Here is a 14,255-nt window from a genome sequence, read left to right as displayed (position 1 = left end):
TCGGCGTACGTCGCGGGGTTAAGGTCCGTGACGCCATGGGTCCGGGCGGCCGGTCCCAACGGTGCGGAAATACGGGTTCGTACAGTCGATTGACATGGGGCTGGGCCGCGCGCATGATTCAGTCACGCGCCCGCGGTCTCCCCAGGGGCGAAGGACGAGGCACCCGGCTGGGGGTTGTCATGACGGCTCTACCCACACCTCCGCGTTTGACGCGCTGGCTCACGGCGACGCTCATTGTCTCGGCGGTGACCCTGTGGATCGCGATGGCCGAAATCGACCGGCTCGTGGCGGGGATCGTGACCCCGGACGGCCGGAACAGCAGCGTGACCATCCTCAGTGGCTTCGGGACGTGGGGCGTCCGGGACACGTGGTCCATCTGGGCCGGGCTGGATCCGGAGAAGCACGGGCAACTGGCGGCCCTCGTCACCCTGCACGCGTCCATCGACTTCGGCTTCGCGCTCCTTTACGGAGTCCTGCTTTTCCGCTTGGCGAAGGGGACGGTCCTCCCCAAGGTCATCGCGGTGACCGCGGCAGCCCTGGACGCCACCGAAGGCGTCCTCCTGCTGTTCGCGGTCCACGATCCAGGCTCCGTTCCCGCAGCGGCGGCCGTGATGGGCGTGGTGACCAACCTGAAATGGCTGATCCTCGCACTGTTCGTCCTCGGCATCGTTGCCATGCCGAAGCTGCGGAAACGCGTCTGGGGCCGCTTGATCCGGCTCGCAAGGACAATGCAGTTCCACCGGCTGACGGTCACCGCCGTCGCCCTGGTCGCCGTCCTTGCCCTGCTGCCGATCCCGGGGATCAACGACCAGATGCCGGACTCCCAGCGGCTGTGGACCGAAGGCACGCCGGTGCCCTTCATTGCCAGCTCGCTGGTGGTTCCCCTCATCGCCGCGGGGCTGCAGTACGTCGGGCGCCTGCGCTCCGTCCTTGCCTGGGAGCTGTGGACGAGGCGCTACACGCCGGACCAGCCGCCCAGGTGGCGGCTGTGGCTGGTGGGTCCCGCGCTGCTGCTTGCCGCACTGGCCATCCCGGCAGTCTTCGGATTCCCTGTGGTGGTGGGCAACTGGTGGCAATACTGGATCTTCCTCGCCGTTCCGCTGGTGCTGCTGGGGATCTCCTTCGTCATGAAGTTCCTTTCGGTGCTGGGCTCGCCCCTCGGTTTCCGCCGCACATGGGAGATGCGCGCTCACCGGCCGGACCGCCGTCGGGCCATGGACGCCTGGTGCGGCGGCGACAACCTGGCGGTACTGCTGATCGCCGTGGCCGGGATGTCGCTGGTGCGCAGCTTCATCGGACCGGCCGCCATGATCCTCGTCGACGGCGACCTGGCGGAGTCGATGCCTGAGGGCTGGCCCCTGAGGGTGGGAGGCCTGCTCCTGTTCGGCGTGGTGCTGGCCGGGGGCGCCTACCTGTTCCGCAGCATCCTGCTCCGCTGGATTCCCCGCCTGTTCGGGCCGGATCCGCGTTCGGGTTTCGAACAAGGGCAGTATTTGAAGTACGTCGTGCTCGCCATCGGAACCGTGCCGTTGCTGCTCCTGCTGTTCGCGCCGGCGTACTTCACCACGATCCTGGGCGTCTCGGCGACGGCGGTGCTCGGCATCGGCTGCTGGGCCCTGTTCTTCGGCGCGGTGGTCGTCTGGGCCCAGCAACGCCAGCCGCTGGAGATCTTCCACAGGGTGGGACTGCGCGCGAATCCTTTCCTGTCCCTCATGGCCGCGGCGCTCGCCCTCGGCCAGGTCAACGGCGGCGGCGACGCGATGCACGTGCCGCGCACGGACAAACCGTCGGCAGCCTCGGAGCGGAAGGCGGCCGACGTCGAATTCCGTGAGTGGCTCAAGGCATCGACGGCGTGCGACAGGACTGCAGGGAACGGCAAGACCGTGCGCCCCATGCTGCTGGTCGCGGCCGAAGGAGGCGGAATCCGCGCCGCCAGCTGGACCACCAGGGTCTTCGGGGCGCTGGCCGGCTCCACCTGCGGCAAGGCCGCCACCCTGCTGTCCAGCGGCGTCAGTGGCGGATCGCTCGGGCTGGCGCTCGTGACGCAGTACGCTCCGCGGGGCGGCGGCGCAGGGACGGACCTGGCCACCGCGGCGGGTGCGGTGGCGGCCCCGGACGCGCTCTCCGTCAGCGTCGGAGGCGCCCTCGTCCCGGACCTCGTCGCCGGAGGCACCGGCCTGCTGCTCCCCAACCGGAGCCGCGGCGATTTCGGCTGGCACGACCGCGCCGCCCTCATGGAACACGAATGGGAGCGCCAGGCGCCGCTCCTGAACGGGCCCTTCGACCCCGGAGCCCGGGGGTCCGCCGGCGCTGTCCTGCTCAATTCCACGGTCACCGGCTCCGGGTGCAAGCTGGTCATCAGCCAGTTGAAGCTTGCAGCCTCCGGGGGAGCGCAGCCGGGGTCGGCCCCGGAGTGCCTTTCGGAGGACGGACCGCCGGTGTCCATCGACTTCCTCGACGAGGCGAACGGCTTCTGCGACACCGCCCTCCGCTGGTCCACCGCGGCGATGATCTCAGCCAGGTTCCCCGTCATCTCCCCGGCGGGACGGATGCGCTACGGCTCCGGAAAGGACGGCTGCACCCCGGCCGGTGCCTTCCAGGCCATCGACGGCGGGTACGCCGAGGGCTCCGGCCTCGGAACGGTCGCCGATGTCTGGGGCGGCCTGCGGGAGGTGGTCCAGGAACACAACAACGGGTCCGGCGCCGGCACGCCCGGGCACCCCTACGTGGTTCCTGTGTTCGTCTACATCCGCAATTCGCCGGGCGTGGACATCGCAGCCAAGGTGCCGGCGCCGGTCGCGGAGCTTGCCGTTCCCCTGGCCGGACTCCAGGCGAAGGCGAACCAGGTCGAAGCCGGGGCCTGGCTGCAGCGGCTGGGCCAGTCGGCCGACGTCTGCCTCAGCACGGAGTGCGATGTGGCAAGCAGGGTGGTCTTGGACGCCTTGGGCGGCGCCCACACTGTGGTGGTCGCCGCGAAAAGCAAGCCCGCCGTCGATCCGCCGCTCGGCTGGACCCTTTCGATGCTCTCGCAGAACCTGCTGGAGCAGGCCCTCAAGGACGACCTGGCCCGGACGGAAAGCAGCCCCGGAGAAGAACCCGGCCTCGGAAAGCTCAACGCCGTCCTGTCCGCGGCGCAAGGTGAAGGCTCCAACTGAGGAACCGGCCGCCGTCGGGGGTCATATTCATTTTGTTCATAGTGAAGATCACATAGACGGCCGTTTCTTGGCCATTGCCCCCGCCGGGCGGATACGGTAGATGCATGACGTCCAGCATCACCACCGAATCCGTGCGCCCCACGCGCAGCATTCCCGCCGACATTGCCCGCTCCTGGCTCCTCGTGAACGCCATGAAGACGGAGCTTTTCGACCAGTCGGCCAGCTCGCGCGCTGACGCCATCATCCTGGACATCGAAGACGCCGTTGACCCCTCCCAGAAGGACCACGCACGCGAGAACGTGGTGAACTGGCTGTCCGGCGGCGGCCAGGCATGGGTCCGCATCAACGATGCAACCAGCCCCTTCTGGGCGGACGACCTCGCGGGCCTCCGCGGCACCCCGGGCCTGCTCGGCGTGATGCTGGCCAAGACCGAGTCCGCGGACCAGGTCACAGAGTCCTTCCACCGCATGGACGGCAAGACCCCCGTGATCGCCCTGGTGGAATCCGCCGTCGGCATCGAGGAAGCAAACCACATCGCCAAGGGCCAGGGCTGCTTCCGCCTCGCTTTCGGATCGGGCGACTTCCGCCGCGACACCGGCATGGCAGCCACCCCGGAAGCCATGGCGTACCCGCGCGCCAAGCTCGTCGTCGCCAGCCGCGTGGGCAACCTGCCGGGCCCTATCGACGGCCCCACGGTCGGCACCAACCACCCCATCCTGCGCGAGCAGACGGGCATCACGGTAACCATGGGCATGACCGGCAAGCTGTGCCTGGCCATTGACCAGACCGCCGTCATCAACGAAGTCATCAGCCCCACGCCGTCGGACGTCGCCTGGGCCACCGACTTCATGAACGACTTCGAAGCCAACGGGCGCGTCATCCGTGACGGCTCCGACCTGCCGCGCCTTGGCCGTGCGGAGAAGATCATGAAGCTGGCCGTGGCGTTCGGGGTCCAGCCTTCCCTGTAGCCATGCTGGTGCACGGCGTCGCCTGGGATGGTCCGGTGACACAGGACGCGTCGTCGGCGGGAATGCCCGACGGCGGGTCCCCGGCGCTGCGCCTGCGCGCACCGTCCGGAGAGGCGGGCGATGTTCCCCTGGCCGCCGGCGGCGGCCTGGGCTTCCGCGTGCTCGCAGGGCTCTGGTGCCTGGGCCACAGCAAGGTCCACGGACCGCAGGATCGCCGCCACGTGCCCTGCCCGGACGCGGCGCCCGCCGAACGGGGCAAGCAGTGCGGACCATGCTTTGCCCGCGACGACTTCCGGCTGATGCATGACTTCCACCGGGGCGGCTCCGTGCCGGCGGGACTGCGTTCCTACCTGATGCAGCCGCACTGGCTCTACCTGGCCACCTTCGCCGGCGGCGCCACGAAAGTGGGCACGGCCTCGGCCGTGCGCAAATGGCAGCGGCTCGCCGAGCAGGGCGCCGTGCGGGCCACCTACGTGGCCCATGCCGAGGACGGCCGCGTGGTGCGCATCCTCGAAGACCTCGTCACGCAGGAACTCGGGACGGTCCAGCTCGTCAGGTCCACCGCGAAGGCGGCGTCCCTGCTCGAGCCGCTGGCCGACGTCGAACTTTCCGCCATCAACAAACGGGCCGCCGCCCGCACGCGCGAGCTTCTGGACGGGCTCGCCCTGGGCGGTTTCTCCACCGTGGAGGAAGAGTGGCAGCGGCCCGCCTTCGCGGCCGAAGCCTGCGGGCTTTCCGGCTCCGGGAGGCGGCATCCTTATCCCGAGGCCTTCGACGGCGGCGCCCACGGCTTCACGGTCCGCTCCCTGAGCGGCGCCACCGCGCTGGTGTCCCTGCCGGGCGAAGAGTCAGGATTCATCGCCGGCCTGGGAGCGCTCAAGGGCCGCCGGATCGAATTCGGGGACTACCGCACGGACGTCCCGGCGCTCCAGGACTCCCTGTTCTGATCGCTAAACTGGCTGCGTGAACGAATTCTGGGCCACCGCCTCCACCACCTACAAGACGCTGGTCTTCAGCGCGATGGGCCTGATCGCCGTCGGGATCATCCTCACCATCGTTGGCAACACCACCCACAACAAAGGCATGGCCTTCGCCTCCCTCGGCGTGATCGGCCTGGGCCTGGTGCTGCACGTCGTGGGCCTCGTGGTGCGCGGGCAGCAGATCCGCAAGACGCTCAGGAAGTAGTTTCCGGGAACGCTCAGGAGGCAGCGGCCCGCGCTTCGGCGTTCCGGCGGACATGGCTCCGGGCATGCTCGATCGCCGGTTCCAGTTCGGTGAACAGGTGCTTGTGGTGCCGCAGCGAGCGGATCACCCCGACGTTCGTCACCAAGGACAGGTGCTCGGGCTGCACCCCCTTGATGAGTACGGTGACGCCACGCAGTTCGAGCGCGGAGACCACATCCACCAGCGCGTGCGCCCCGGTGGCGTCCAGCATCTTCAACTGCGACAGCCGGATGACGGCAACCTCGATGTCCCGTACCTGGCTGATGTCCTGCAGCACGCGTTCGGCGGCACCGAAGAACATGGCACCGTCCAGGGTGAACACGGCGATGTGTTCGTCGCCGTCGTGCGCGGTGCCCGGGATCTTCTCGCGCCGCACGCCCGTCAGTGACGCGACCTTCCGCAAGGTCAGGACCGCGGTGACGGCCAGGCCGATCTGGATGGCGACGATCAGGTCGAAGGCGACGGTGATGACGGCCGTGACGGCGAACGCCGCGGCATCCGAGCGCGTGGACCGCAGGATTGCAGAGACCGTCCGGCGCGACACCATCCGTGTGGCGGTGACCATCAGGATCCCGCCCAGCGCCGCCAGCGGGATGCGGCCCACGAAGCCGGCGGCGAAATAGATGGTAGCCAGCAGCACCAGCGCATGGACGACGGCCGCCGCCCGGGTGCGGGCCCCGGACCTGACGTTCACGGCAGTCCGGGCGATCGCGCCGGTCGCGGGCATGCCGCCGAAGAACCCTGCCGCGATGGAGGCCAGGCCCTGGCCGGCAAGTTCGCGGTCCGGGTTGTAGGGGCCGGTGGGCCTGCCGTCCGGACCCTTCAGGCCGGTCGCCACGCGGGCGGACAGCAGCGACTCGATAGCGGCCAGCACGGCGACGGCGACGGCGGGCATGAGCAAACTGCCCAACGCCGCCGGATCGACGGACGGAACCGCGGGGACAGGAAGCGAGTGCGGCAGTTCGCCAATGCGCGGGATGTCCAGTCGGAGCAATTCCGCGGCGGCGGTTGCCAGGACCACGGCCAGGAGGCTCGCGGGGAGCGAGCGGTGGATCCTCGGTACAAGGAGCATGACGGCGGCAACCGCCGCCACTACGGCTAGCGTCTGCAGGAGAACGGGCAGTTTCGCCGCTCCGGCGGCTTCCACGGCGGCCAGCAGCGTGTTGTGGCCGGGGATGGCGGCGGTGCCGGTGGCGAGCGGAACCTGCTGGAGGAAGATGATCGCCGCGATACCAAGCGTGAAGCCTTCCACCACCGGCCACGGGATGAGTGAAACGGCCCGTCCGAGCCGGCTGATTCCCAGCAGGCAGACAAGGATGCCAGCCAGGACCGAGACCACGGCGACAACCCCTGCGCCATGTGTGGCCACGATCGGCGCAAGCACCACCACCATCGCGCCGGTGGGGCCCGAAACCTGCACGTTGGAACCGCCCATCACCGCCGCCACGAGTCCCGCCACCACGGCGGTGATGAGGCCGGCCTCGGCGCCCACGCCCGAGCTCACCCCGAAGGCCAGGGCAAGGGGGAGCGCCACGATTCCCACGGTGATTCCGGAAAGCAGGTCCGCCCGCCAGGAGGTACGCAGGCCGGCGTAGTCGGAACGTGCGGGGAGCAGCCCACGCAGTTTCATGATGCGGCTTCCCCGGATGCGGCCGCAGCGGCTGCCGCGACGTCCGGCAGTTGCTCGGCGAGCTGCAGTTGCTCCCGCGAACCGGCAAGGGTGTCCAGGAGGAACGTCCGGGCAATGGCCAACAGTTCGGCGATCTTGGGATGTGCGAGCGTGTAATGCACGGCGTTGGCGCTCCGGCTGGACGTCACCACACCGTGCTTGCGGAGCGTAGCCAGGTGCTGGGACAGGTGGGAGGCCTCCAGGCCGGTTTCGGCCAGCAGGTAGCTGACCGGCGCCGTGGAATCGGGCGCAGCGGCGAGCAACTCCAACACCCTGATCCTCGCCGGATGCGCCAGGCCCTTGAACAGGTTGGCCTTGATCTCATACAAGGGCGCCTGCGCGGCTGAATACATGGCCTTGCTGTCCTTCGATTGATGGAATGATGGATTCATCATATCGACCTTGTAAACCCCGGGCCGCCTTCACAACTGCCGTTGCAGTTCCTTTGCCCGTTAAGGTTGATCCCATGACAATCAATCCCGACCTGCAGGGCCGCAGCTACCCTGCCGCTGAGGTGTACGACGTCGGCCGCGAGAAGATCCGGGAGTTCGCCCGGGCGGTCAAGGCCACCCACCCTGCCCACTTCGACGTCGAGGCCGCCAGGGCGCTCGGCCACAGCGACCTCGTGGCGCCGCCCACCTTCGCCATCATCGTGGCCCAGCGCGCCGACGCCCAGCTGATCGAGGACCCGGAGGCCGGCATCGATTTCAGCCGCGTGGTCCACGCCGACCAGCGCTTCACCCACCACCGCGCCATCATTGCCGGAGACGAGCTGCGCGCCGAACTGCATGTCGACGGCGTCCGTGCCATGGGCGGCGGCGCCATGATCACTACCCGCGCCGAAATCTTCACGCTGGGCGATGACCTGCAGCGCAACCCCGTGGCCACCACCACCTCGTCCATCCTGGTCCGCGGAGAGGGACAGTAAGCATGAGCCTGAAATTCGAAGACCTCACTGTCGGCCAGGAAATCGGCAAGCGCAGCATCGACGTCACCCGCCAGGACCTGGTGAAGTACGCGGGCGCCTCCGGTGACTTCAACCCGATCCACTGGAACGAAGCCTTCGCCACCGGCGTGGACCTGCCCGGGGTGATCGCCCACGGCATGTTCACCATGGGTTCGGCCGTGCAGTTGGTGAGCGACTGGGCCGGCGACCCGGCCGCCGTCGTCGATTACCAGACGCGGTTCACCAAGCCCGTCCTGGTCACCGACACCACCGGCACCGGCGAGCCCGGTGCCGTGATCGAGGTGGCCGGCGTGGTGGGAGCCCTCGACGCCGACGCCGGAACCGCGCGCATCGACCTCACCGTTACGTTCGAAGGACAGAAGGTCCTGATGAAGTCCCAAGCAGTTGTGAAGCTCGCTTGAACACCATCCTTGAACGAGGCGAAGGCGCCACCGCGGCAGACATTGCGCGGTGGCGCTTTGCTGTCATGGCTGCGTACGGGGCCAGCGGCATCGCCGCCGCGTCCTGGGTCTCCCGCCTCCCGGCGGTGCGGAACGGGCTGGAACTCACTCCGGCCGCCGTCGGGCTCATCCTGCTCTGCCTGACGGCGGCCTCCTTCACTTCTGTGTCCGTCTCCGGGCTGGTGGTGCTGCGGCTCGGTTCGGCCCGCGCAGCGCGGATCGCCTGCGTGCTGAGCGGCAGCGGCCTGTTCCTGCTGGGCCTGGGCACCTCGGTGCTCTCCAGCCTGGTGGTGGCCGCGTGCGGCCTTGCGCTGCTAGGCCTGGCGAACGGCTGCTACAACACTGCCCTGAACGTCGAGGGTGCGGCAGTGGAGCGGGCGCTGGGCAAGTTCGTGATGCCCTGGCTGCACGGTTCATTCAGCCTGGGCACGGTGGCCGGGGCCGCGTTGGGGGCCTGGGCTGCCGCCGCGAAGCTGTCCGTGGCGTGGCATCTGGGCCTGGTGGGCGCGGTCGCGATCGTCGCGGTGCTGACCGCCAGCCTGTCCTTCCGGGCGGACCGCGAAAGCGCCGGCCGGAGCGGAGCGGCCCTGCAACGCAAGCCCGTGCGCCCCCGGAAGACGGATACCTTCGAGGACCCCACCACGGGTCCGCTGCCGATCATCAACCCTGCCCTGGCCTCGGAAGCCGCGTCGCTGCACGGCAAGCGCCTGGTCGCCATGGCCTGGCGGGAACGCCGCACGGTGCTGCTCGGGCTGATGGTGCTTGGCCTGGCGCTGTCGGAAGGCGCGGCGGGCGACTGGGCGGCGCTCGCATTGGCTGACGGCCACGGCCAGAGCGAGGCGGCGGGTGCTGCCGGCTACGGCGTCTTCGTCACCTTCATGACCGTGGGCCGGTTCGCAGGGACCTTCCTGCTGGACCGCTTCGGCCGGGTCGCCGTCATGCGCTGCTGCGCGGCCACGGCCTTTGTAGGGGTGGCGACGTTCGTGTTCGCGCCGGTGCCGGTGATCGCCTTCGTGGGCCTTGGACTATGGGGCCTGGGCACGTCCCTGGGTTTCCCGGTGGGCATGTCCGCCGCGGCCGACGACCCCGTCCACGCGGCGGCCCGGGTCTCGGTGGCCTCGACCATTGCGTACGGCGCCTTCCTCTGCGGCCCGCCCGTGCTGGGCTTCCTCGGCCAGCACTTCGGGATCCTGCAGTCCCTGCTGGTGGTGCTGCTGTTCCAGGCGTTGAGCTTCGTCCTGGCCCCGGTCCTGCGGAAACGGCCGGTACCGGCCGCAGGCTAGACTCGATTGGTGACCCAGACGCTGCTTTCCGAACTGACCACTGCCGCCGTAGGCGGACCTGCCGCCCGCTATCTCGAGGCTCGCAGTGAAGCGGAAATCATCGAAGCCGTCCGTTCCACCGACGCCGCGGGGGAGAAACTGCTCATTGTCGGCGGCGGCTCCAACCTGCTGGTGGCCGACTCCGGGTACCCCGGCACCGTCCTGAAGATCGCCTCCGAGGGCTTCACGGTGAGCGCCGAGGACACGTGCGGCGGTGTGTCGGTGGTGGTCCAGGCCGGACACAACTGGGACGCCTTCGTGGAGCATGCGGTGCTGCACGCCTGGTCCGGCGTCGAGGCGCTCTCCGGGATCCCCGGGGCAACGGGCGCGACGCCGGTGCAGAACGTGGGTGCCTATGGCGCCGATGTCTCCCAGACCATCGCTTCGGTGCGCACCTGGGACCGCGAGAACAATGCCGTGAAGACCTTCAGCAATTCGGAGCTGAAGTTCGCCTACCGGGACTCGATCCTCAAGCAGACCACCACCCAGGGCTCGCCGCGGTACGTGGTGCTCACGGTCGAATTCCAGCTGCCGCTGGGCCGCATGAGCGCCCCCATCCGTTACGCTGAGCTCGCCCGTGCCCTCGGGGTCGAGCCCGGCAAACGCGCCTACGCCAACGACGTGCGGCGCGAGGTCCTGCGCCTGCGCGCCTCCAAGGGAATGGTCTTCGACCCCGCGGACCGCGACACCTACTCCACCGGCTCCTTCTTCACGAACCCGGTGGTCCCGGCCGCGGACGCCACGGCCCTTCCCGAGGGTGCCCCGCAGTATCCGGGCGGTGCCGACGGCCTGGTGAAGCTCTCCGCGGCCTGGCTGATCGAGCACGCCGGTTTCGCCAAGGGTTACGGGCTCGACGCCGGCAGCGTCTCGGGCGGCCGTGCGTCCCTGTCGACCAAGCACACCCTGGCCATCACCAACCGCGGCAACGCCAGCGCCGAAGACATGGCGGCCGTCGCGCGCGAGGTGCGGCGCGGCGTCGTCGAACGCTTCGGCATTGAACTGCACCCCGAACCGCTGCTGATCGGGCTGGAACTCTAGGGCTTTTCCGGTGTCCGGGCCCCTTTGCCTGTCGACTTGTTCAACAGCAGGAAGGTCAGGCCGCAATCCACGGCCCCCAGCAGGAAGACTTGGCTGAACGCGGTGCTTTGCGGCGACGGTCCCGTGGGGGAGACCCAGCCCGCGGCCGCGAAGCCTGCCACCGCCACCAGCATGACGACGGCGGCCAGCAGGAAGGCGCGTGCCTGTTCGTCCGTTCCGCTTCGCGCTGACCGGTCCTGCCGTTCCCTGCCGGGCTGGGTGCAGATGGCGAGGACAAGAAACAGGGCGGAGGCTGCGGTCCCGGCGAGGCCCGCGAGCTGTACGGCCTGCATCGGCGGGCTGAGCCGCACGCCCGAGCCGACGGCGACGGCCAGCCCGCAGACCAGCCCGACGCCGGCCAAAGCCCAGGCGAAGGCCGCCAAACGCCGGCTCAGGGGCCGTAGGAGCGTACCGCTCTCTCCGAAAAGCATGCTTTCACCCTAGGGAAAGCTGCTGTGCGAAGGCTGGAAGCCCGGTGGGCAGCAGCCCCTAGGATGGGGGCATGGTCTCCGCGAAAAGCCGTGTCACCGCCAAGACGATGGGCCGCCTCAGGCTTGCCGGCCAGGGCCTGCTGGCCCGGGCGCCCGGGGAGCCTGCGGGTTTCGCCTCGGTGGAGGAGTGCGTGCGCCACATGACGGCCATGCAGGCCCAGGACCTTGCCTCCGCCCTGTGGGCGGTGGGGCAACGGGTTCCCGGCAGCACGGCATCGGATGTGCGGGCGGCCCTGGACTCGGGCACCGTAGTGCGCTCGTGGCCGTTCCGTGGCACCTTGCACCTGGTCCCGCCACAGGACCTGCGGTGGATGCTGGAGATCACCGGCGGGCGCATGGTCCGGACCATGGCCGGCCGGCACCGCGAACTGGGAATCTCCAGTGAGGACATCGCCCACTGCCGGGACATTGCCGGGGAACTGCTGGCTTCAGGAGACGGAGCCACCCGCGAGCGGCTTTTCGAAGCCTTCGAGGAAAACGGCCAGATCACCAAGGCCCAGCGCGGCGTCCACCTGCTGGGGACCCTGTGCCTGCACGCCTGGCTGGTGCAAGGACCGATGGCGGGCAGCAACGGCAAGGCGGCCGGCCAGCAGCTTTTTATGCCGTTTGGGGAATGGATTCCGAAGTCGCGGGAACTGGACCGCGACGAGGGCATCACCGAGCTGCTGCACCGGTACCTGCGCAGCCACGGCCCGGCCACCGTGGACGACTTCTGCTGGTGGACGCAGATCCCCAAGGCGGAGGCGAAGGCCGCGCTCGGCCGGATCAGCGGGCAGCTGGTGGAGCTGGAGTTCGGGGGCACGTCCTATTGGGTGCCGCCGGAGACGGCTTCCCTGCTCGACGACGGCGTTCCCGGCGCCCGCACGCTACTCGCCTTGCCGGGATTCGACCAGTTCCTGCTCGGCTACAAGGACCGGAGCCTGGTCCTCGCGCCGGAGCACGCCCAGAAAGTTGTTCCCGGCGGCAACGGGGTCTTCAAACGCATGATCGTCGCCGGAGGATCGGTGGTGGGCACCTGGGCGAGGAGCGGCACCGGCCGCAATGCCGCCGTCGTGCCTGAACCCTTCGACGCCGACGGGCTGCCGCCGGCGGCCGTGCGCTCCTTCGAGGTGCAGGCAGCGAAGTACCTGAAGTTCATGGCGGGCTGAGCTGGTCCGGGAAAAGCCAGGTCCCCGTCGGAAGAATCCGCCGGGGACCTGGCTTGCGTGCTTTCGCTGGCAGCCTAGAGCGTGCCGGTGGCGATGTTTAGCATGCGGCGCAGCGGCTCGGCCGCGCCCCACAGGAGCTGGTCGCCCACGGTGAAGGCGCTGATGTACTCCGGTCCCATTTCGAGCTTGCGGATGCGGCCCACCGGGATGTCCAGGGTGCCGGAAGCAGCCACCGGGGTGAGATCCGCCATGGAGGCTTCCTTGGAGTTCGCAACCACCTTGGCCCACTCGTTGTCCTCGGCCAGGAGCTTCTCGATCTCCGCGACGGACAGGTCCTCGCGCAGCTTGAGGGTCAGGGCTTGGGAGTGGGAACGCATGGCACCGATGCGGATGCACAGGCCGTCCATGATGATGCGGTTCTCGTCGGAGGTGCCCAGGATCTTGTTGGTTTCGACCCCGGCCTTCCACTCTTCCTTGGACTGGCCATTGCCGAGGTCGGCGTCAATCCAGGGGATCAGGGAGCCGGCCAGAGGGACGCCGAACTGGGTGGCGTCGATGTCGGTGCGCTGGTGGGCCAGGACCTTGCGGTCGATGTCCAGGATGGCCGACGCCGGGTCGTCCAGTTCGGTGCTTACTTCGGCGTTGAGCGTGCCGAACTGGCTGAGGAGCTCGCGCATGTGGCGGGCGCCGCCGCCGGAGGCCGCCTGGTAGGTCATCGAGGTGCCCCACTCGACGAGGCCGTTCTTGAACAGTCCGCCGAGGCCCATCAGCATGCAGGACACGGTGCAGTTGCCGCCGATGAAGTCCTTGGTGCCGTTGGCGAGGCCCTTGTCGATGACGTCGCGGTTGATCGGGTCCAGCACGATGATCGAGTCGTCGTTCATGCGAAGGGTGGAGGCGGCGTCGATCCAGAGGCCGTCCCAGCCGCGGCTGCGCAGTTCGCCGTGGACCTGCTTGGTGTAGTCGCCGCCCTGGGCGGTGACAATAATCGGCAGCTTCGCCAGCGTCTCAATATCGAACGCGTTCTCGAGCTTGCCGGCCCCATCAGCGAAGGACGGGGAGGCACCTCCTGCGTTCGAGGTGGAGAAGAACACCGGGTTGATGTTGGCGAAGTCGCCCTCGTCCTGCATGCGCTGCATCAGGACGGAGCCGACCATGCCACGCCAACCGACCAGTCCAACGGACGGATTAGCTGCTGTAGTCATTGGACCAGTTTAGACTTCGCGAACGGCAGGGCGCAGTCGGTTACGTCACCCCCTGAACGAACGACGGCGGCGCGCACCTTCGTCGGTCAGGTTCCGTCGCTCGGGCTCGCGTTGTGGCTGGGAGCGTTGCTGTAAACCCGGCCCCTTTCGGACTGGAAGCTGCCGCGATGCCGCGGCGGTCGGATCGCCTTGCGCCTGCGATCCTGCCTGCTTCGGTAGAGGGCAAGGACAGTCATGAGCAGTGCAACGGCCGGGATTCCCAGGAGGAGCTCCATGGCACGAGCCTACGCCTACCGTTTATCCATCGGTTCGCTCTTCGCCCGGAAACGGACGGGCGCTGTTGGGGAAGTTTTCCCTGGTGATGGCCACGGTTCCAGCGCGCTGCTCGAACCAGTTCCGCGCCTGATCGTCCGTGACCGCATACCAGGGCTTTGGCAGTCCGCGTGCCTGCCTGAACTTCCGCGCACGAAATCTCCTCCCGGATGGCTTTCAGCACGAAGAACCATCCGCCTGTGAAGAGGACAGTGCAGAAGAGGCACAAGAGGACGACACCGATATTTAGGCGGAGGGCCCCGATAGCCAGCCAGAT

The 14,255-nt window shown here is 68.7% G+C and carries 13 protein-coding genes; 9 read left to right on the top strand and 4 right to left on the bottom strand.

Annotation, left to right across the window (positions count from 1 at the left end):
- Nucleotides 1–206: 206 nt before the first annotated feature.
- The 4 genes from D3654_RS20115 (at nt 207) to D3654_RS20100 (ending at nt 5,308) form a co-directional block, all read left to right on the top strand.
- Complete coding sequence (locus D3654_RS20115; RefSeq protein ID WP_120523199.1) at nt 207–3,155, top strand: hypothetical protein; 2,949 nt, start codon at nt 207–209, stop codon at nt 3,153–3,155.
- Nucleotides 3,156–3,259: 104 nt separating this feature from the next.
- A complete protein-coding gene (locus D3654_RS20110; RefSeq protein ID WP_120523198.1) occupies nt 3,260–4,123 on the top strand; it encodes an HpcH/HpaI aldolase/citrate lyase family protein in 864 nt (287 codons plus the stop codon).
- Nucleotides 4,124–4,125: 2 nt separating this feature from the next.
- Nucleotides 4,126–5,070 (top strand): DUF2797 domain-containing protein, encoded by a 945-nt coding sequence (locus D3654_RS20105; protein ID WP_425359436.1) that lies wholly within the window; start codon nt 4,126–4,128, stop codon nt 5,068–5,070.
- A gap of 73 nt (nt 5,071–5,143) precedes the next feature.
- On the top strand, nt 5,144–5,308 hold the full coding sequence (locus D3654_RS20100; protein ID WP_120523249.1) for a DUF3188 domain-containing protein: 165 nt from the start codon (nt 5,144–5,146) through the stop codon (nt 5,306–5,308).
- A 13-nt stretch (nt 5,309–5,321) separates the two neighbouring features.
- Here the strand turns inward: D3654_RS20100 and D3654_RS20095 are convergent, their stop codons facing one another.
- A complete protein-coding gene (locus D3654_RS20095; protein WP_120523197.1) occupies nt 5,322–6,977 on the bottom strand; it encodes a SulP family inorganic anion transporter in 1,656 nt (551 codons plus the stop codon).
- Nucleotides 6,974–7,369: an ArsR/SmtB family transcription factor gene (locus tag D3654_RS20090; RefSeq protein ID WP_120523196.1), complete on the bottom strand. Its 396-nt coding sequence runs from the start codon at nt 7,367–7,369 to the stop codon at nt 6,974–6,976. Before D3654_RS20090 ends, D3654_RS20095 begins: the two co-directional genes overlap by 4 nt.
- A 113-nt stretch (nt 7,370–7,482) precedes the next feature.
- Here D3654_RS20090 and D3654_RS20085 point away from each other — a divergent pair, with 113 nt between their 5' ends.
- From D3654_RS20085 to D3654_RS20070, 4 genes are all read left to right on the top strand, one after another.
- Nucleotides 7,483–7,944, top strand: a complete 462-nt coding sequence (locus D3654_RS20085; protein ID WP_120523195.1) for an FAS1-like dehydratase domain-containing protein — start codon at nt 7,483–7,485, stop codon at nt 7,942–7,944.
- A 2-nt stretch (nt 7,945–7,946) separates the two neighbouring features.
- A complete protein-coding gene (locus tag D3654_RS20080) occupies nt 7,947–8,384 on the top strand; it encodes a MaoC family dehydratase (protein ID WP_120523194.1) in 438 nt (145 codons plus the stop codon).
- A gap of 65 nt (nt 8,385–8,449) precedes the next feature.
- A complete protein-coding gene (locus D3654_RS20075; RefSeq protein WP_120523248.1) occupies nt 8,450–9,706 on the top strand; it encodes an MFS transporter in 1,257 nt (418 codons plus the stop codon).
- Between the two features lie 9 nt (nt 9,707–9,715).
- Nucleotides 9,716–10,783 (top strand): UDP-N-acetylmuramate dehydrogenase, encoded by a 1,068-nt coding sequence (locus tag D3654_RS20070; RefSeq protein ID WP_120523247.1) that lies wholly within the window; start codon nt 9,716–9,718, stop codon nt 10,781–10,783.
- Here the strand turns inward: D3654_RS20070 and D3654_RS20065 are convergent.
- Nucleotides 10,780–11,253 (bottom strand): hypothetical protein, encoded by a 474-nt coding sequence (locus D3654_RS20065; protein ID WP_120523193.1) that lies wholly within the window; start codon nt 11,251–11,253, stop codon nt 10,780–10,782. The genes D3654_RS20070 and D3654_RS20065 overlap by 4 nt on opposite strands.
- 71 nt (nt 11,254–11,324) lie before the next feature.
- Here D3654_RS20065 and D3654_RS20060 point away from each other — a divergent pair, with 71 nt between their 5' ends.
- Nucleotides 11,325–12,461, top strand: a complete 1,137-nt coding sequence (locus D3654_RS20060) for a winged helix DNA-binding domain-containing protein (protein WP_120523192.1) — start codon at nt 11,325–11,327, stop codon at nt 12,459–12,461.
- A gap of 74 nt (nt 12,462–12,535) precedes the next feature.
- Here D3654_RS20060 and asd read toward each other — a convergent pair whose 3' ends face one another.
- On the bottom strand, nt 12,536–13,666 hold the full coding sequence (gene asd, locus D3654_RS20055) for an aspartate-semialdehyde dehydrogenase (protein ID WP_120523191.1): 1,131 nt from the start codon (nt 13,664–13,666) through the stop codon (nt 12,536–12,538).
- Between the last annotated feature and the right edge of the window lie 589 nt (nt 13,667–14,255).

Source organism: Arthrobacter celericrescens, from assembly GCF_003614925.1.
Lineage (GTDB): Bacteria > Actinomycetota > Actinomycetes > Actinomycetales > Micrococcaceae > Arthrobacter > Arthrobacter celericrescens.
The sequence above is the reverse complement of the archived record's forward strand: the minus strand, read 5'-3'. Positions and strand labels throughout refer to the sequence as shown.